This window comes from Mycobacterium sp. TY815 (assembly GCF_030755135.1).
In the GTDB taxonomy this organism is placed as follows: Bacteria; Actinomycetota; Actinomycetes; order Mycobacteriales; family Mycobacteriaceae; genus Mycobacterium.
In genome coordinates this window covers 3,109,648-3,127,229 of the sequence record NZ_JAUFRX010000001.1, presented here as the reverse complement: position 1 = coordinate 3,127,229, position 17,582 = coordinate 3,109,648, and the positions used below count along the sequence as shown (strand labels likewise).

Annotated in this window: 12 protein-coding genes; 7 read left to right on the top strand and 5 right to left on the bottom strand. The window is 71.6% G+C overall.

The window, feature by feature from the left end:
* Positions 1–20 precede the first annotated feature (20 nt).
* A complete protein-coding gene (locus QXK92_RS13430; RefSeq protein ID WP_306242094.1) occupies positions 21–3,887 on the top strand; it encodes a PE family protein in 3,867 nt (1,288 codons plus the stop codon).
* On the opposite strand, the gene QXK92_RS13425 is transcribed toward QXK92_RS13430, so the two are convergent.
* A complete protein-coding gene (locus QXK92_RS13425; protein ID WP_306242093.1) occupies positions 3,884–5,080 on the bottom strand; it encodes an NADH:flavin oxidoreductase in 1,197 nt (398 codons plus the stop codon). The genes QXK92_RS13430 and QXK92_RS13425 overlap by 4 nt on opposite strands.
* Before the next feature lie 81 nt (positions 5,081–5,161).
* Here QXK92_RS13425 and QXK92_RS13420 point away from each other — a divergent pair, with 81 nt between their 5' ends.
* Together QXK92_RS13420 and QXK92_RS13415 are read left to right on the top strand one after the other, a co-directional pair.
* The gene (locus QXK92_RS13420) at positions 5,162–6,007 is read left to right on the top strand and encodes a bifunctional methylenetetrahydrofolate dehydrogenase/methenyltetrahydrofolate cyclohydrolase (protein WP_306242092.1); all 846 of its coding nucleotides are present in this window, start codon (positions 5,162–5,164) and stop codon (positions 6,005–6,007) included.
* A gap of 7 nt (positions 6,008–6,014) precedes the next feature.
* Positions 6,015–6,308 (top strand): DUF3017 domain-containing protein, encoded by a 294-nt coding sequence (locus QXK92_RS13415; RefSeq protein WP_306242091.1) that lies wholly within the window; start codon positions 6,015–6,017, stop codon positions 6,306–6,308.
* Between the two features lie 52 nt (positions 6,309–6,360).
* Here QXK92_RS13415 and QXK92_RS13410 read toward each other — a convergent pair whose 3' ends face one another.
* A complete protein-coding gene (locus tag QXK92_RS13410; protein WP_306242090.1) occupies positions 6,361–6,792 on the bottom strand; it encodes a DUF732 domain-containing protein in 432 nt (143 codons plus the stop codon).
* Between the two features lie 206 nt (positions 6,793–6,998).
* Here QXK92_RS13410 and QXK92_RS13405 point away from each other — a divergent pair, with 206 nt between their 5' ends.
* From QXK92_RS13405 to QXK92_RS13390, 4 genes are all read left to right on the top strand, one after another.
* Complete coding sequence (locus QXK92_RS13405) at positions 6,999–8,444, top strand: FAD-binding oxidoreductase (protein WP_306242089.1); 1,446 nt, start codon at positions 6,999–7,001, stop codon at positions 8,442–8,444.
* A 102-nt stretch (positions 8,445–8,546) separates the two neighbouring features.
* Positions 8,547–13,310, top strand: coding sequence for a serine/threonine-protein kinase (locus tag QXK92_RS13400; protein ID WP_306242088.1), 4,764 nt, complete (start codon positions 8,547–8,549; stop codon positions 13,308–13,310).
* A gap of 60 nt (positions 13,311–13,370) precedes the next feature.
* Positions 13,371–13,682 (top strand): hypothetical protein, encoded by a 312-nt coding sequence (locus tag QXK92_RS13395; protein WP_306242087.1) that lies wholly within the window; start codon positions 13,371–13,373, stop codon positions 13,680–13,682.
* Complete coding sequence (locus QXK92_RS13390; RefSeq protein ID WP_306242086.1) at positions 13,679–14,245, top strand: carboxymuconolactone decarboxylase family protein; 567 nt, start codon at positions 13,679–13,681, stop codon at positions 14,243–14,245. Before QXK92_RS13395 ends, QXK92_RS13390 begins: the two co-directional genes overlap by 4 nt.
* 16 nt (positions 14,246–14,261) lie before the next feature.
* Here the strand turns inward: QXK92_RS13390 and QXK92_RS13385 are convergent, their stop codons facing one another.
* From QXK92_RS13385 to QXK92_RS13375, 3 genes are read right to left on the bottom strand one after another with little or no spacing between them, the layout of a single operon-like run.
* Positions 14,262–14,993 (bottom strand): class I SAM-dependent methyltransferase, encoded by a 732-nt coding sequence (locus QXK92_RS13385; protein ID WP_306242085.1) that lies wholly within the window; start codon positions 14,991–14,993, stop codon positions 14,262–14,264.
* Positions 14,990–16,129, bottom strand: a complete 1,140-nt coding sequence (locus QXK92_RS13380) for a homoserine O-acetyltransferase (protein WP_306242084.1) — start codon at positions 16,127–16,129, stop codon at positions 14,990–14,992. The genes QXK92_RS13385 and QXK92_RS13380 overlap by 4 nt, the downstream gene beginning before the upstream one ends.
* 11 nt (positions 16,130–16,140) lie before the next feature.
* Positions 16,141–17,496 (bottom strand): bifunctional o-acetylhomoserine/o-acetylserine sulfhydrylase, encoded by a 1,356-nt coding sequence (locus tag QXK92_RS13375; RefSeq protein ID WP_306242083.1) that lies wholly within the window; start codon positions 17,494–17,496, stop codon positions 16,141–16,143.
* Positions 17,497–17,582: the final 86 nt, after the last annotated feature.

Sequence of the window (17,582 nt, the reverse complement as noted above, 5' to 3'; positions counted from 1 at the left end):
GCGTCAAAGGAGGTATCTCGATGTCTTTCGTGCTCGCGGCTCCGGATCTGGTGGCTTCCGCCGCGGCCCAGGTGACCGGAATCGGTGCGGCGGTCAGCGCCGCCAACGCGGCGGCACTGGCCCCCACGGTCCAGATGGTGGCTGCGGGAGCGGACGAGGTGTCCGCGGCGGTTGCGGCGCTGTTCGGCACCTACGGCCAGCAATATCAGGTCGCCAGCGCGCAGGCGGCGTTGTTCCATGACCGGTTCGCGCAGTCGTTGACCGCTGCCGGCGCGGCGTACGCCGGTGCCGAAGCGGTCAACGCGTCCCCGTTGGAGCAGGCACTGGCGGTGATCAACGCGCCCACGCAGGCACTGCTGGGGCGCCCGTTGATCGGCAACGGTGCGGACGGGGCCGCGGGCACCGGTCAGGCCGGCGGTGCCGGCGGGATTCTGTACGGCAATGGAGGCGCCGGGGGTTCCGGCGCGGCAGGTCAGCCGGGCGGCGCCGGCGGGGCTGCCGGATTGATCGGCGCGGGCGGGCCGGGCGGCGCCGGCGGAGCCGCGGTGAACCCCGGCGGCATCGGGGGTAGCGGCGGCAACGGGGGAAGCGGCGGATGGTTGTTCGGCAACGGTGGGGTGGGAGGCGCCGGGCGCAGCGGCGGGACAGGGGGACTCGGCGGCAACGCCCAACTGTTCGGGCACGGCGGGGCCGGCGGCGCCGGCGGCGACGGCGGTGCCCCGGGCAGTCTCGGCGGCCTCGGCGGCAACGGCGGCAGCGGCGGGACGGTATACGGCAACGGCGGTGACGGTGGGGCCGGCGGCCTCGGTAGCGCCGGCATAGCCGGGGCCGCTGGTCTCGACGGTGGGTCCGGCGGTGCGGGCGGGGCCGGCGGTGTGGGCGGCAAGGGCGGGCAATTCATCGGTTCCGGCGGTTCCGGCGGTCTCGGGGGTCACGGTGGGGCCGGCGGGATCGGCGGTGCTGGCCAGAGCGCCGTCAGTGCGGGCGATAACGGGCAGGCCGGTGGCAACGGCGGTGCCGGCGGCAGGGGTGGTACCGGCGGTGCCGGTGGAGTGGGCGGATGGCTCAACAACCTCTACATCCCAGACGGCGGCCACGGTTTGGGCGCGGCCGGCGGTGACGGCGGTAGCGGCGGTGCCGCCGGCAACGGCGGCCACGGCGCCACGGGTGTGGCCGGCGGTGGTAATGGAGGCGCCGGCGGAAACGGCGGCAACCCCGGCGCCGGTGGCGTCGGAGGGGCAGGCGGCGCCGGCGGCAACGGCACCCGGGGTGCGGCGGGTCAGACCGGCGGCACTGTGACCAGCGGCGGCAACGGCGGCAATGGGGGCAACGGCACGGATGCCGTCGTCGACGGTGGTTCCGGCGGCAACGGTGGGGCCGGCGGTCATGGCGGGTTGTACGGCAGCGGAGGCGCCGGCGGCAGCGGCGGCAACGGCATGTTCGGCAGGCCTGCCTTCTCCGGCACCTACCCCGATGACGGCGGCAACGGCGGCAACGGCGGAGCCGGTGGAGCAGGTGGCAACGGCGGAGCCAAGGCCGGCAACGGCGGTGCTGGCGGCGCGGGCGGAATGGGCGGCCACGGCTCCAACGGCGGCAACGGGCTGAGCGGTTTTGACGGCCTGAGCCCGGGCGCGGACGGTCAGAACGGCGCCAGCGGCGGCAAAGGCGGCGCCGGTGGCAACGGTGGCGCCGGCGGGGTCGGCGGGAGCGCGCCGGCAGGCACGGCGGGCAGCCACGGCGCCGGGGGAGCGGGTGGCGACGGAGGTAACGGAGGAGTCGCCGGGAACGGCGGTAACGGCCGCGACGGCGTGTTCAACGTGAACGGCGGTGTCGGCGGGAAGGGCGGCAACGGTGGAACACCGGGCGCAGCCGGCAGCGGCGGTCTCGGTGGCAGCAGCGGTGGCACCGCCTTCGCCGCTAACGGCAAGGCCGGATTCGGGCCGACCAGCGGCGGCAACGGTGGTAACGGCGGGGCCGGCGCCCACGCTCCGATCGCCGGACTTTCTGGTGCCGCCGGCGGGGCCGGCGGCAACGGTGGCGCCTACGGCAACGGCGGCAACGGGGGTGCCGGCGGCAACGGCGCGGCGGGTATGTTCGGCGCTCCGGTCAGCGGCGTTGGCCAGAGCGGGGCGAACGGCGACCCCGGCGGGGCCGGCGGCGCCGGTGGCGCGGGCGGCAACGGCGGCACCATCGCCGGCAAAGGCGGTAACGGCGGTGCCGGCGGCAGGGGCGGCTCCGGCGGGAACGGCTCGGACGGCACCGGCGGCGCGGATGCCACCACGGCGGGTGAGGCAGGCGGCACGGGCGGCAACGGCGGGGCGGGCGGCGCCGGCGGACATGGCGGTCAGGGCGGCGCGGCCGGTACCGGCAAGAGCGGCAACGGTATTCAGGGCGCCGGCGGTGCCGGTGGCAACGGCGGGACGGGTGGTCTGGCCGGTGACGGCGGCAACGGCGCGGACGGCACCTTCGCCGCCGGCGGCACCGGTACCGGCGGAGCGGGCGGTAACGGCGGCAACGCCGGCGCCGGCGGGAAGGGTGGCATCGGCGGCACCGGCTCCACCCCGGTGATCAATGGCCAGGACGGCCTCACCCAGGGCAACAACGGCCACGGAGGCCATGGCGGCAACGGCGCCGACGCCCTCACCCAGGGCAGTGCCGGCGGTACCGGCGGAGCCGGCGGCAAAGGTGGGGAATACGGCAGCGGCGGCGACGGCGGCAACGGCGGCAAAGGGGGCATCGGTCAGACCGGCATCGATAACCCCACCCCGGGCGGCACCGGCGGCATCGGCGGTACCGGCGGCATCGGCGGCAAGGGCGGCGCCGGGGGCGCGGCCGGTGACCACGGCCTGCAGGGCGGTGACGGCGGTATCGGCGGTGTCGGCGGTACCGGCGGTACCGGCGGTAAGGGCGGCACGGGTTTGAACGGCATCAACGGTGGTCTCGGGGTGGACGGCACCGACGCCAACGCAGGCGGGACAGGTGGACAGGGCGGGCAGGGCGGCCAAGGCGGACAGGGCGGCGCCAGGGGCGCTGCCAACCCGCTCAACGGCGGCAAGTTCGGCACGGTGGGCGCCGGCGGCACCGGCGGCACCGCCGGAACCGGCGGGACGGGCGGCACCGGCGGGACCGGCGGCAGCGGCGGGATGGCGAAGTCCGGCATCGACCAGCATGCCGGCGAAGGGGGCCGCGGCGGCGACGGCGGCGCGGGCGGCAAAGCGGGTCTCGCTGGTCTGGGCGGTTCCGGTTCGACTCAGGGCGCAACCGGCGCGGACGGTGTCCAGGGAGACGGCGGTAACGGCGGCGCCGGGGGTGCCGGCGGCCGCGGCGGCGACGGAACCATCGGCTACATCAATCCCTTTGCGGCTCAGGGCGGAAACGGTGGTAACGGCGGCACGGGCGCCAACGGCGGCGACGGCGGTACCGGCGGCCGCGGTGGCGACGGTGGCCCCGGCGATAACGCCAACGGCGCCCGGGGCGGCACCGGCGGGGTCGGCGGCACCGGCCTGCACGGCGCCGGTGGCAAGGGTGGGAACGGCGGGGACAGCGGCAACGGCGGCAATATCGGTGCTGTTGCGGCACCTGGCAATGGCGGGATAGGCGGCAACGCCGGCGGCGGCGGCACCGGCTACGGCGGCCCGGGCGGCGACGGCGGTAACGGCGGCAAGGGCGGCAACGGCGGTGTCGGTCAACTCAGCGCCGAAGGCGGCGGCGGTTCCGGCGGCGGCGGGGGTGCCGGCGGCAAAGGCGGCGCGTCGATCGTCGGAGGCGACACATACCTCGGCTCCGGGCCCGGCCCCGCCGGTGCCGGGCAACCCGCGCCCCCCAACGATTTTGTCGGCGGCGTCGGCGGCGCCGGCGGGACGGGCGGGAAGGGCGGTCAGGCCTAGCGCGTGTCCGGCTCTCCGGTGACCACGCAGCGGGTGCGGCTGTAGATGGTGGGCATGCACCGGTTGCAGTGTGTACAGGCCGACCGGACGCTCGCGCCGTCGCGGGCGATTCGGTTGATCAGGTCCGGTTCGGCCAGCAGCGCCCGGCCCATCGCGACAAAGTCGAAGCCCTCGGCCATCGCCAGGTCCATTGTCTCGCGGTTGGTGATGCCGCCGAGCAGGATCAACGGCAGCTTCAACTCGGCGCGGAACAGCTTGGCCTCGTCCAGCAGATACGCCTCTTTGTAGGGGTATTCGCGCAGGAACTTGGTGCCCGTCATCCGCATGCCCCAGCGCAGCGGCGGCTTGAAGGCGCCGGCGAACTCCTTGAGCGGCGCGTCGCCGCGGAACAGGTACATCGGGTTGACCAGTGAACTGCCCGCGGTCAGCTCGATCGCGTCCAGCCCGCCGTCCTCCTCCAGCCATCTGGCCGTGGTCAGTGACTCCTCGTGGGAGATGCCGCCACGCACGCCGTCGGACATGTTCAGCTTGGCGGTGACCGCGATCTGCCGCGGGCCCTGGTCGACGGCGCGGCGCACGGCCATCACCAGCCCGCGGGCCACCTTGGCGCGATTGGCCAGCGACCCGCCGAACTCGTCGGTGCGGCGGTTGATCAGCGGCGACAGGAAGGCACTCGCCAGGTAGTTGTGGCCCAGATGGATTTCGACGGCATCGAAGCCGGCCTCGACCGCGAACCGGGCCGCCTTGGCGTGATCGGCCAGTACGTCGTCGATGTCGTCCGCGCTGGCCTTCTTGGCGAACCGCATGCCGATGGGGTTGAAGAACCGCACCGGCGCCAGCGCGGTGGCCCCGTTACTGCGGGCGTTGGCGACCGGGCCGGCGTGGCCGATCTGGGCGCTGACGGCCGCGCCTTCGGCGTGGATGGCGTCGGTGAGGCGCCGGAAGCCCGGTACCGCCTCGGGCCGCATCCAGATGCCGTTGCCTTCGGTGCGGCCGCCCTGCGAGACGGCGCAGTAGGCGACGGTGGTCATGCCGACGCCACCGGCGGCGGGTTTGCGGTGGTACTCGATGAGATCGTCGGTCACCAGCGCATTCGGCGTGCGGGCTTCGAATGTCGCGGACTTGATGGTCCGGTTTCGAAGGGTCAGCGGACCGAGTTTGGCGGGGCTCAAGACGTCTGGGGCTGCAGACATATAGGCAGCCTAATCGTGATCGCAACACCGGCCACGTTGGGTGCGGCGAGGCCGCGCAGCGGGCATGTCAGACTGTCTGGCGTGGGCGCAATCACGCTGGACGGCAAGGCCACCCGCGACGAGATCTTCGTCGACCTGACCAAGCGAGTGGCCGCCTTGACGGCCGCGGGCCGCACGCCCGGGCTCGGCACCATTCTGGTCGGAGACGATCCGGGCTCGCAGGCCTACGTCCGCGGCAAGCACGCCGACTGCGCGAAGGTGGGCATCACCTCGCTGCGGCGCGACCTGCCCGCCGACATCTCGGCCGAAACGCTGAACGAGACCATCGACGAACTCAACGCCAACCCCGAGTGCACCGGGTACATCGTGCAGCTGCCGCTGCCCAAGCACCTGGACGAGAACGCGGCGCTCGAGCGGGTCGACCCCGACAAGGACGCCGACGGCCTGCACCCCACCAACCTGGGCCGGCTGGTGCTCAACATGCCGGCGCCGCTGCCGTGCACCCCGCGCGGCATCGTGCACCTGCTGCGGCGCTACGACGTGCCGATCGCCGGGGCGCACGTGGTGGTCATCGGGCGCGGTGTGACGGTGGGCCGCCCGTTGGGGCTGCTACTCACCCGGCGTTCGGAGAACGCCACAGTCACTTTGTGTCACACCGGAACTCGCGATCTGCCCGCGCTGACCAGGCAGGCCGACATCATCGTTGCCGGGGTCGGGGTGCCGCACATGCTGACCGCGGACATGGTCCGCCCGGGCGCTGCCGTCGTCGACGTCGGTGTCAGCCGGGTGGACGGCAAGCTCACCGGAGACGTGCATCCCGACGTCTGGGACGTCGCCGGCCACATCTCACCCAACCCCGGCGGCGTCGGTCCGCTGACCCGTGCGTTCCTGCTGACCAACGTCGTCGAGCTGGCCGAACGGCGGTGACGTTCCGATGACGGTCCGGGCCATTCTGGGGCGTGCGGTGCGCGCCCAGTGGCCGATCCTGCTCGTCGGGCTGATTTTCCTGGTGGCGTTCGTGCTGGCGGGCGCCAACTTCTGGCGCCGCGGCTCGCTGCTGATCGGCATCGGTGTCGGGGTGGCCGCCGCGCTGCGACTGGCCCTTCCCGACGAGCGGGCCGGTCTGCTGGTGGTGCGCAGCCGGGGAACCGACTTCCTCACCACCGCGTCGGTGGGTGCGGCGATGGTCTACGTCGCGTGGACGATCGACCCGCTGGGGACTGGTTAGCGGCGATCGCAAGCGCGGCGCAGCCGGGCGCTGCGGGTCGCCGCCATCGGGGTTAATTCCCGGGCATCCCCGGGATATTGGCCAGGCCCGGAATGCTTCCGACGCCCGGGATCTGCTGCAGCGCACCCGGCATCTTGCCGCTGGCGACGTCGGCCATCACCGACGGGCAGTACATCTGAATCGCGATGGTGGTGAACATCCCGGCCATTTCCGGCGACATCCCGCTCTGGCTGGCGAAAACGCGGGAAGCGGCCGTGTTGAACGACCCACCGGGCTGGGCCAGGATCGGACAGACCGACTTGCCCAGGTTCTCGGCGTTCAGGGGGTCGCCGTAGTTGATGCCGGCGTTGCTCAGCGCGGTGATGAACGCGTCGTCGACGGGGCTGGCCTCGGCCGGGGCGGCGAACACCGCGCCTGCGGCCAGCAGGGCTGCCGATCCCGCCAGTAATCGAACGGTCAGGGGTTGGTGACGCCATGGCTGCATGGTGGGCTCCCTCAGGATTGTTGGAGAGCACCCTCACTGGCACTCAAGCGACCTCTCGAACCTTCGTCTCTCACAGTCTCATTCAGGACACGATGGCGTAAAGGTTTGGCAGGACCGGCGTTTTGCCGCCGCAACGGACACAATAACGTCACGCTGTGCGCCGACACGTCGGCGGCGGGCCGCGTTCGATGCCGCGCCGATTAACAATGCGGCTCATGATTTCTCGTCAGGCTTTTCTGCGCGGCGCCGCCGGGGCGCTGGCGGGTTCGGCTCTGTTCGGAGTATCGCGGCCCCAGGCGTGGGCGGAACCGACCGGCGCCTGGAGCAGCCTGGCCTCCTCGATCGGGGGCAAGGTGCTGCTGCCCGCCGACGGCGCCGCCTTCACCACCGGCAAACAGGTCTTCAACTCGAACTACAACGCCGCTGCGCCGGCGGCGATCGTGGTGGTCACCTCGCCATCCGACGTGGCGAAGGCGCTGGCGTTCGCCACTGCCAACAAACTCAAAGTGGCCCCCCGCGGCGGCGGGCACTCCTACACGGGCGCATCGACCGCCACCGGCGCCATGGTCCTGGACCTGCGCGGCCTGACCGGCGGGGTGAACGTCGACAGCGCCAACGGCACGGTCACGGTGCCGGCCGCGACGACCCTGTACGCGGTGCACCAGGCGCTGGCGTCGGCCGGCCGGGCGATTCCCACCGGCAGCTGCCCCACCGTGGGCGCCGCGGGCCTGACGCTGGGCGGCGGTATGGGGGCCGACTCCCGGCACGCCGGGTTGACCTGCGACGCGCTGCGTTCGGCTTCGGTGGTGTTGCCCAGCGGTGAGACGGTCACCGCGTCGGCCGAGGATCACCCCGACCTGTTCTGGGCCCTGCGCGGTGGTGGCGGCGGCAACTTCGGCGTGACGACGTCGATGTCGTTCTCCACGTTCCCGGTCGCCGACTCCGACGTGGTGCGGGTGGATTTCGCTCCCGCGGCCGGCGCGCAGGTGCTGACCGGGTGGCAGACCTGGCTCGCTGCCGCCGACCGCAACACCTGGGGGTTGGTCGACCTGTCGGTCAACGGGACCGAGGGAAGCTGCCACGTGCTGGCGACCTGCCCGGCCGGCTCGGGTCAGGCGGTCGCCTCGGCGATCCAGTCGGCGGTGGGCGCCCAGCCGACCGCGACCGAGCACAAGACGATGACGCACATGGACTTGGTGATGTATCTCGCCGGCGGCAGCGCCTCGAGCTCGCCGCGCGGTTTCGTCGCCGGGTCTGACGTCATCGGCACCATGAATTCGGCTGCGGCGCAAGCGATTGTGGCTGCCCTCGGGAAGTGGCCGCCGGCCGGGGGGCGGGCGTCGGTGATCGTCGACACGTTGAGCGGCGCGGTCGGCGACGTGGACCCCGACGGGTCCGCCTTCCCGTGGCGGCGCCATGCCGCCGTCGCGCAGTGGTACGTCGAGAACGGCAGCGGCCAGACCTCGACGGCCAGCACCTGGGTGGCCACCGCGCACACGACGGTGCAACAGGTTTCGGCCGGTGGCTACGTGAACTATCTGGAACCGAACACCCCGGCGGCACGGTACTTCGGGTCGAATCTGGCGCGGCTGGCGTCCGTACGGCAGCAATACGACCCCACCGGGGTGATGTATTCGGGGCTGTCCCTGTAAACCGGTCCTGCCAAATCCCCCCATCGACAAACATCGGCCCGGTTCAATGTGCGTATCACCGCGTGATCGGGTGTCGGGAGCAGTGGCAGAGGAGCGCGTGGGTTGGAAGCGGGCGAGTTCGGTCGGTACCGGCTGGTCGAGCTGATCGGCCAGGGCGGTATGGGCGAGGTCTACAAGGCCCGCGACACCGTCATGGGACGCGACGTCGCGATCAAGATCCTGCCCGCCGACCGCGGCCGCGAGGCGGGCTTTCGTGAGAGGTTCAGCCGCGAGGCCCTGACCTGCGCGCGGTTGACCGAACCACACATCATCCCGATTCACGACACCGGTGAAATCGACGGCCGCCTGTATCTGGTGATGCCGATCATCAACGGCGTCGACGTCGATACCGCCCTCAAGCGCGACGGGCCGATGGCGCCGGCCCGGGCCGTGCGGATCATCGAACAGATCGCTGCCGCCCTGGATTCGGCTCATGCGCACGGGCTGGTGCACCGGGACGTCAAACCATCCAACGCCCTGCTGACCGACCACGACTTCGTCTACCTGATCGACTTCGGTGTCGCCTACGACAGCTCGGCCTCCAAACTGACCACCGCCGGCCGCACCGTCGGCACCTGGGCATACATGGCCCCCGAACGGTTGATGACCGACGTCGCCGATGCCCGCACCGACGTCTACGCGCTGGCGTGTGTGCTCTATGAATGCCTCACCGGGGAACGGCCGTTCGAGGGTGACCTGGTGGCACAACAGATGACGGCGCACCTCACCACGCCGCCGCCGCTGCCGACCGAGCGCCGGTCCACTATCCCGGTCGGCTTCGACGACGTCGTCGCCCGCGGCATGGCGAAGCAGCCCGGCGAGCGCTACTCGAGCGCGGGCGAGCTGGCGGCGGCGGCTGCGGCCGCGCTGGCGACTCCGGTGCGCGGGCAGGCCGGCGAACCCGCGGACCCCGGCCGCACGGGTCCGCTGACCCCCGCGGAGGCACTGCGCACAGGCGGCGCCGCGCCGCCCGGATCGGCGACCTCGTCGGGTATCGGCGCGGCGTCCTTCCCATGGCCGCCGGCCTCGGAGCCGGACCGGCCGCCCTACCGCGGGTGGGAACCCTTCCAGCCAATCGACGCGGGGGTGTTCTTCGGCCGCGACGCGGAGCTGGTGCGGGCCATGGATGCCCTGCACGCGATGCGCGAGAGTGACGAGACGCTGTTCGTGGTGCTCGGCGCATCGGGAGCAGGCAAGTCGTGTTTCCTGCGCGCGGGCATAGTGCCCCGGCTGCAGAGGGAGGCGCGCAGCTACCTCGTCCTGGATATCGTCCGGCCCGAGCTCAGGGCGCTCACCGGGGCGTGCGGGCTGGCGCAGGCGATCTGTGCCACCCGGCGGCGAAGCGGCCTCAACGATCCGCCGCTGGGGGACATCAAGGACGCATGCAGCCGCGGCGACGCAGCGCAGCTGCGGACCTGGCTGGTGGAATGCCGGGACGTGCTCGACACGGCCGGCGACGGCGCGCCGCCCACCATCGTGCTGCCGCTGGATCAGGCCGAGGAGCTCTTCACCACCGATGCCGAGGCGGCCGGGTTCCTGGCACTGATACGGGACCTCGCGCTCGGCGCGGACCGGCTGCCGTTCATCGTGGTGGCGACCGTGCGCACCGACTGTTACGGGTTGATGCAGGCCGCGCCACAACTCGCCGGGCTGCAGACCAGGCAGTTCGATCTGCGTCCGATGGACGCCACCCAGTTCCACAGCGTGATCACCGGGCCGGCGCAGCGATCGACCGACGGTGGGCGGCCCCTGTACCTGGACGAGGACCTGGTGCGCCAGCTGCTGGCAGATGCCACCGCCGGCGCCGACACCCTTCCGCTGCTGTCGCTGACCCTGGCCTGGTTGTACCGCGACTACGGGTCGACGGGCCGGCTCACCCTCAAGCCGTATGCCGAGCGGGGCGGTATCGACGGCGTCGTCCAGGCCGAGATCCGCGAATTGCTGTCGTCGGAACCCGGTGAGCGAGCCGAGCAGCTGCACCGATTGCGGGCGGCGTTCATTCCCTGGCTGGCCACCATCAATCCCGACAACGACCAGCCGATGCGGCGCCTGGCCCGCTGGGACGACCTGCCGGCCGACAGTCACCCGCTGCTGGAGCGTTTGATCGCGCGGCGGTTGCTGATGAAGGACCTGCGCGACGGCGTGGTGGTCGTCGAGGTCGCCCTGGAAAGCCTGCTGCGCCAGTGGGAAGAACTCGCGGGCTGGCTCGCCGAGGAGGGCGAGGATCTCAAGGCCGCCGACGCGCTGGAACGCGGTGCCGCTGAATGGCACAAGAAGCACCGTGAGGACGCCTGGCTGCTGCACGGCCCCCGGCTGACCGCGGCGGAAAACCTGGCGGCGAAACCGGGATTCCGCGACCGTCTGGACAACGTCCGCGACTATCTGAGCGCCTCGCGGCAGCGCGAGAACGACCAGGCTGAGCTCGAAATGCAGCGCCAGCAGGCCGAACTCGACGCCGCCCGAAAACTCGCCGCCGCCGAAACCCAGGCCCGCGAACAGGCCCAGGACAGCGCCGCGGCACTACGACAGCGGGGCCGGATCCTGCGCGCGGTTCTCGCCGGCACGTCCGTCATCGCCGTCATCGCCGTCGTCGGCGCCGTGGTCGCGGTGGTCATGTTCCGGCAGGCCACCCGCGAAGCACGCAACGCACTGGCCGCGGAACTCGACTCCCAGGCCGCCGCGGTGTTCTCCGGAACCATTACGGACAGCAACATCCGGGCGCTGACCGCCACTCTGGCGGCGCAGCGGCTGCGTTCGGATCCTGCCGCCGGCCGTGGCGCGCTCTACACCGCCGCCAGCGTGCTGAACAACACCCGCATCATCATCACCACCCCCGCACCGGTCGGCACGGTGGCGATGAACCCCGTCGGGCACACGCTGGCCTCCGGTGGCGGCGACGGCACCGTGCGGTTGTGGGATGTCGGCGACCCGGCGCACCCACGCGCACTGGGCCGGCCGCTGCAGGGCCAGGGCGACGCCGTAGCCAGCGTGGCGTTCAGCCCCGATGGGCGGGTGCTGGCTGCCGGTGGTGGTGACGGCACGGTGCGGTTGTGGGACGTCGCCGATCCGGGGCGTGCGGGTCCGCTGGGTGGGCCGTTGCAGGTTCAGGGCGGTGGTGTCGCCAGTGTGGCGTTCAGTCCCGATGGGCGGGTGCTGGCTTGCGGTGGTGGTGACGGCACGGTGCGGTTGTGGGACGTCGCCGATCCGGGGCGTGCGGGTCCGCTGGGTGGGCCGTTGCAGGTTCAGGGCGGTGGTGTCGCCAGTGTGGCGTTCAGTCCCGGCGGGCGGGTGCTGGCCTCCGGCGGCGGCGACGGCCGGGTGCGGATGTGGGATGTCGCCGATCCGGCCCATCCCACCCCGCTGGGCGAACCCCTGTCGGGCAACACCCGTTTCGTGCAGGATCTGGCTTTCAGTCCCGACGGGCGCACCCTCGCCTCCGGCAGCGGTGACGGCGACATCCAGCTGTGGGACCTCGCCGACCCGGCACACCCGAGGCAATTCGGCGAGCGCCTGCTCGGACACACCGGCATCGTCCAGAGTCTTGCCTTCAGTCCTGACGGGCGCGTCCTGGCCTCCGGCAGCGACGACGACACCGTGCGGTTGTGGGACGTGACAGACTCGGCGCACGCCGGTCCGTTGGGTGGACCCCTTGCGGGTCACAGTGGAAACGTGCCCAGCATCGCGTTCAGCCCGGACGGGCGCACGCTGGCCTCCGGGAGCCAGGACGGCAACATCCAGCTGTGGAACCTCGACACGGCGCTGCCGCTCCAGACCCATGCCGGTGCGGTGCACAGTGTGGTGTTCAGCCCCGACGGGCACACCCTGGCTTCGGGCAACGACGACGCCACCATCCGGTTGTGGGATCTCGCGGACCCGGTGCACGCGCGAGCGCTGGGCCAGCCACTACGAGGTCACATCGGCGCCGTCGAGAGTGTGGCCTTCAGTCCCGACGGGCGCGCGCTGGCCTCCGGCGGCGACGACGGCGCCGTCCGGCTGTGGAATGCGGCGGACGTGGCGCATCCGGTTGCGTCGGGTGGTCCGCTCACCGGCCACAGTGCGCCGGTGCGCAGTGTCGCGTTCAGCCGCGACGGCCGCACCCTGGCCTCGGGCGGCGACGACGGCACCGTCCGGTTGTGGGATCTGGCGGACGTGGCGCATCCGGTTGCGCTGGGTGGTCCGCTCACCGCTCACAGTGCGCCGGTGCGCAGTGTTGCGTTCAGCCCCGACGGCCGCACCCTGGCCTCCGGCGGCGACGACGCCACCATCCGGCTGTGGAACGTCGCCGACCGAAACCATGCGGCGCCGCTCAGCCAGCCGTTTCGGCCTTACATGAGCACCGTGTACAGCGTGGCGTTCAGCCCCGACGGGCGCACGCTCGCGGCCGGCAGTGGCGATGACACCGTGTTGCTGTGGAGCGTGACCGACCTGGCGCACCCGAAATCGCTGGGCCGTCCTCTGCACGGCCACACGGGCTACGTGTATCAGGTGGCGTTCAGTCCGGATGGCCACACGCTGGCGTCCGCGGCCGCCGACCACGATGTGCAGCTGTGGGACCTGGAAGATCTGACCCACGCACACCCGCTGGGCCAACCCCTGATGAGTCACACCGACACCGTCCTCAGTGTGGCGTTCAGTCCGGACGGGCGCAGCCTGGCTTCCGGCAGCGCGGACACCACCGTGCGACTCTCGCCCACCCCGCTTGACGCGACCGTCGGTCTGCTCTGCTCCAAACTCACCTCGAACGTCAGCCACGAAGACTGGCAACAGTGGATATCACCCAAGGTCGGGTACCTGACGCTGTGTCCCGATCTGCCGGTTCCGCAATAGGGGGTGTTGTCACGTCGGGGCTCCGCCGTTCGTCGACACTGTGGAGAGGGGAGGAACGACATGACCGACATCACCGCACTGCACCGGGCGCTGGTCGCCCGCATCCTCGACAGCGACGCGCACGCACCGGCCGAACTGCGCCGGGCCGCGTTCGACAACGCCCGCCTCAGCGAGCCGATAGCCACACTGGTCCACAAGATCGCCCACCGCCCGTACCAGGTGAGTGACGACGACGTGGCCGCCGCCCGGGCCGCCGGCCTCAGCGAGGACCAGATCTTCGAAGTCGCGGTCTGCGCGGCCGTCGGCCAGGCCGGCCGCCGGTACGACTGCGCGCTGGCCGCGTTGGCAGCAGCGACAGGAGCGGGCCGATGAGGCTGACCGTCCTGGACCGCGGCCACTCCGTCCTGACCAAGGCGCTGTTCACGGTGATCCGGTTGATGACCCGGCAACCCGTCGTCGACGCCGTGAAGCTGGCTCTGTACCGAACCGACTTCTACGGCGCCGGCCCGCTGACGCACGAGGCGATGCGCGGACCGTCGGAATGGTCCGTCGGCGAACGCGAGTTGATGGCGGCCGTGGTGTCCCAGGCCAACGACTGCCCGTTCTGTATCGCCGCGCACTCCGCCACCTCGAGCCAGTGGTATGGCGACCCGGCCATGGTGGCAGCCGTCCTGGCCGACCTGGACACCGCACCCATCGGCGAACCGCTGCGCGCCACGCTGCGGATGCTGGCAAAGCCGGACACCCCCGACTCGGCAGACATGCGCGCGGTGCTGGCCAACGGCGTTACCGCGCAACAGATCACCGACGCACTCGCCGTTGCCCTCGTCTTCGGCATCACCAACCGGCTGGCCGACGCGTTCGACTTCGAGGTCGCGGGACCGGAGGCGATGAACGCCGGCGCCCGGTACCTGCTCAAGCGCGGCTACCGCTGAGATTCAGGACGGCCGGTCAGGAAAGGGTGGCCCGCACGCACACCGTGACGTACGGCAGCGCCAGCCCGGCGGAGTTCGCCAGCGCCGGATGCGTCGCCAGCAGCCCGCGGACCTTGTCGAGGGTCTGCGTGCGTACTTCGGCCGGCGAGTTGATGCAGTAGGTCCGCGAGGCCACCAGGTCGATAAGCGCTTGCGGCGTCAGGTAATTCGTCCATTCCACCTGGTGGCGCTCGACCTCGGAGAACGGTTCGGGCAGCGTCGCGCGATCGCGCAGCGGATCGTCGTCGCGGCCGATGATTTCACCCAGTTCGCGTACCCAGCCCAGGCGTTCGTCCCGGGTGTTCCACACCAGGCCCAGCCGTCCCCCCGGCCGCAGCACCCGGGCCACCTCGGGAATGGCGCGAGCCGGGTCCACCCAGTGCCAGGCTTGAGCCACCAGTACCGCGTCCACGCTGTTGTCGTCCAGCGGGATCTCTTCGGCGGTCCCCAGCAGCGCGCGGGTTTTGGGCAGCGAAGCGGTCAGCACTTCCAGCATCTCGGGAACCGGGTCGACCGCCACCACGTCCAGCCCGCGTTCGACCAGCCGGGTGGTCAGCTTGCCGGTACCCGCACCGAGGTCGAGCACCTGGCGCGCGCCTGCCGGCAGCAGCCAGTCGATGGCCTCGGGGGGATAGGTCGGGCGGCCCCGCTCGTAGGCGGCCGCCGCCGAGCCGAACGACAGGGAGCGGTCACGCCTGGAGCGGGTCACCGCGAACACGCGCCTTGCGCGAGCGCCAGATCGAGGGTCTCGCGGAGCAACACGCCGACGGCGTCGGATTCCACCAGGAAGCCGTCGTGCCCGCAGACCGACTTGACCACCCGCACCCCGGCGCAGCCGGGCAGCAGCTCGGCCAGCTCGTCCTGCAGCCGCAGCGGGTAGAGCCGGTCGGAGGTGACGCCGCCGACCACCGCCGGGACGGGGCACCGGGTCAGCGCAGCGTGCAGGCCACCACGTCCGCGTCCGACGTCGTGGCTGTTGAGTGCCTCGGTCAGCGCCACGTAGCTGCCCGCGTCGAACCGCGACAGCAGCTTGTCGCCCTGGTGTTCCAGGTAACTCTGCACCGCATAGCGGCCGCCGGCCGTCGGGTCTTCGCCGTCCTGCGGGTCGTTGCCGAACCGGCGGTCGAGTTCGACCTCGCCGCGGTAGGTCAGGTGCGCGATGCGCCGCGCGATGCGCAGCCCGTCATCGGGGGAGCGACCTGTTTCGTAGTAGTCGCCGCCCTGCCAGTTCGGGTCGGCCTTGATGGCGGCGATCTGGGTGGTCTGGGTGCCGAGCTGATCGCCCGTGGCGCGCGCCCCGACCGCCAGCAGCAGCCCGGCTCGCACCTGTTCCGGGTGACCGACCATCCACTCCAGAGCCCGGGCACCCCCCATGGACCCGCCAACGACCGCGGCCACCCGGGTTATTCCCAACGCGGCCAGCGCGGCCAGATCCGCCTCCACCTGGTCGCGCACCGTGATCTGGGGAAACCTTGAGCCGTAAGGCTTTCCGTCGCGGGCCAGCGAACTGGGGCCGGTGGAGCCGCGGCACCCGCCGAGCACATTCGTGGCCACCGCGCACCAACGGTCGGTGTCGATGGGTGCACCCGGGCCGGCCACCCCGTCCCACCAACCCGGGGTCGGATGCCCCGGGCCGGCGGGTCCGGTGATGTGCGAGTCGCCGGTGAGCGCGTGCAACACCATGACGACGTTGTCCCGCGCCGGCGACAGCTCGCCCCAGCGCTGCACGGCGATGTGGACATCGTCGATCACCGCGCCGCTCTCCAGCCTCAGCGAGCCGATGTCAACGACGCCGATCTCGCCTTCGGCGGGCAGCGTCTGGGTAGGCACGTCGGAGATCGTCATTTCAGGTCTCCTCAGAAGGCCGCCACGGTCTGCGGGTCGCTGCTTGTCTTCGAGGCGCTATATACCCCGGCGGCAGCAAAGCCACGCTCCAGGTCGGCCAGGATGTCGTCGATGCCCTCGATGCCCACCGCCAGGCGCACCAGACCGGGGGTGACGCCGGTGGCCAGTTGCTCGGAGGGGCTCAGCTGGGCGTGGGTGGTCGATGCCGGGTGGATCACCAGCGAACGCACGTCGCCGATGTTGGCGACGTGGCTGTGCAATTGCAGCGCGTCCACGAACGCCTTGCCGGCCTCCGCGCCGCCGGCCAGCTCGAAGGCCAGGACGGCGCCGGTGCCCTTGGGCGCCAGCTTCTTGGCCCGCTCGTGCCAGGGCGAACTCGGCAGCCCCGCGTAGTTGACCGACAGCACGTCGTCGCGGGCTGCCAGGAACTCGGCGACCCGTTGGGCGTTGGCGACATGCCGCTCGATGCGCAGGCTCAGCGTTTCCAGGCCCTGGGCCACCAGGAATGCGTTGAACGGCGACGCGGCGGAGCCGAGGTCGCGCAAGAGCTGCACCCGGGCCTTCAGTGCAAAGGCGGGCGGTCCCAGCTCGGCGTAGACCACGCCGTGGTAGCTGGGGTCGGGAGTCGTGAAGCCGGGGAAGCGGCCCTGGGTCCAGTCGAAGGTGCCGCCGTCGACGATCACCCCGGCGATCGCCGAGCCGTGCCCGCCCAGATATTTGGTGGCCGAGTGGATCACCACGTCGGCGCCCTGGGCGAGCGGCTGGATCAGGTAGGGCGTGGCGATCGTGTTGTCGACGATCAGCGGGACCCCGTTGCGGTGGGCGACCTCCGAGACGGCGGGGGTGTCCAGGATGTCGATCTTGGGGTTGGAAATGGTCTCGCCGAAGAACGCCTTGGTGTTGGGCCGTACCTCGGCCTGCCAGGAATCGGGATCGTCCGGGTCGGCGACGAAGCTGACCTCGATGCCGAGCTTGGCCAGCGAGTAGTGGAACAGGTTGTACGTGCCGCCGTACAGCCTCGGGCTGGACACGATGTGATCGCCCGCGCCGGCGACATTGAGGATGGCGAAGGTCTCCGCGGCCTGCCCGGAGGACAGGAACAACGCGGCCACGCCGCCCTCGAGCGCGGCGATGCGCTGCTCGACCACATCGGTGGTCGGATTGCCGATCCGGGTGTAGATGTTGCCCGGTTCGGCGAGCGAGAAGAGAGCGGCCGCGTGCGCGACGTTGTCGAAGGTGTACGACGTGGTCTGGTAGATCGGCAGGGCGCGCGCGTTGGTCGTCGGGTCCGGCCGCTGGCCCGCGTGGATCTGCTTGGTCTCGAAGGACCACTGCGACGTCGGGTCGGTGTCGTTGTCGAGGCTCACTCTGGTCGCTTTCTGCTCTGAAATGGCGGTTAGGCAAAGAAAGGCACAGCGGACAGAGCTGGATAACCGGGGAGAATGCGCATCAC

Bases quoted from the DNA above. Each gene is read 5' to 3' on its own strand.
- QXK92_RS13390 (WP_306242086.1), top strand. From the start codon at position 13,679: ATGAGGCTGACCGTCCTGGACCGCGGCCACTCCGTCCTGACCAAGGCG.
- QXK92_RS13415 (WP_306242091.1), top strand. From the start codon at position 6,015: ATGACGGTCCGGGCCATTCTGGGGCGTGCGGTGCGCGCCCAGTGGCCG.
- QXK92_RS13425 (WP_306242093.1), bottom strand. From the start codon at position 5,080: ATGTCTGCAGCCCCAGACGTCTTGAGCCCCGCCAAACTCGGTCCGCTG.
- QXK92_RS13380 (WP_306242084.1), bottom strand. From the start codon at position 16,129: ATGACGATCTCCGACGTGCCTACCCAGACGCTGCCCGCCGAAGGCGAG.
- QXK92_RS13405 (WP_306242089.1), top strand. From the start codon at position 6,999: ATGCGGCTCATGATTTCTCGTCAGGCTTTTCTGCGCGGCGCCGCCGGG.
- QXK92_RS13395 (WP_306242087.1), top strand. From the start codon at position 13,371: ATGACCGACATCACCGCACTGCACCGGGCGCTGGTCGCCCGCATCCTC.
- QXK92_RS13430 (WP_306242094.1), top strand. From the start codon at position 21: ATGTCTTTCGTGCTCGCGGCTCCGGATCTGGTGGCTTCCGCCGCGGCC.
- QXK92_RS13410 (WP_306242090.1), bottom strand. From the start codon at position 6,792: ATGCAGCCATGGCGTCACCAACCCCTGACCGTTCGATTACTGGCGGGA.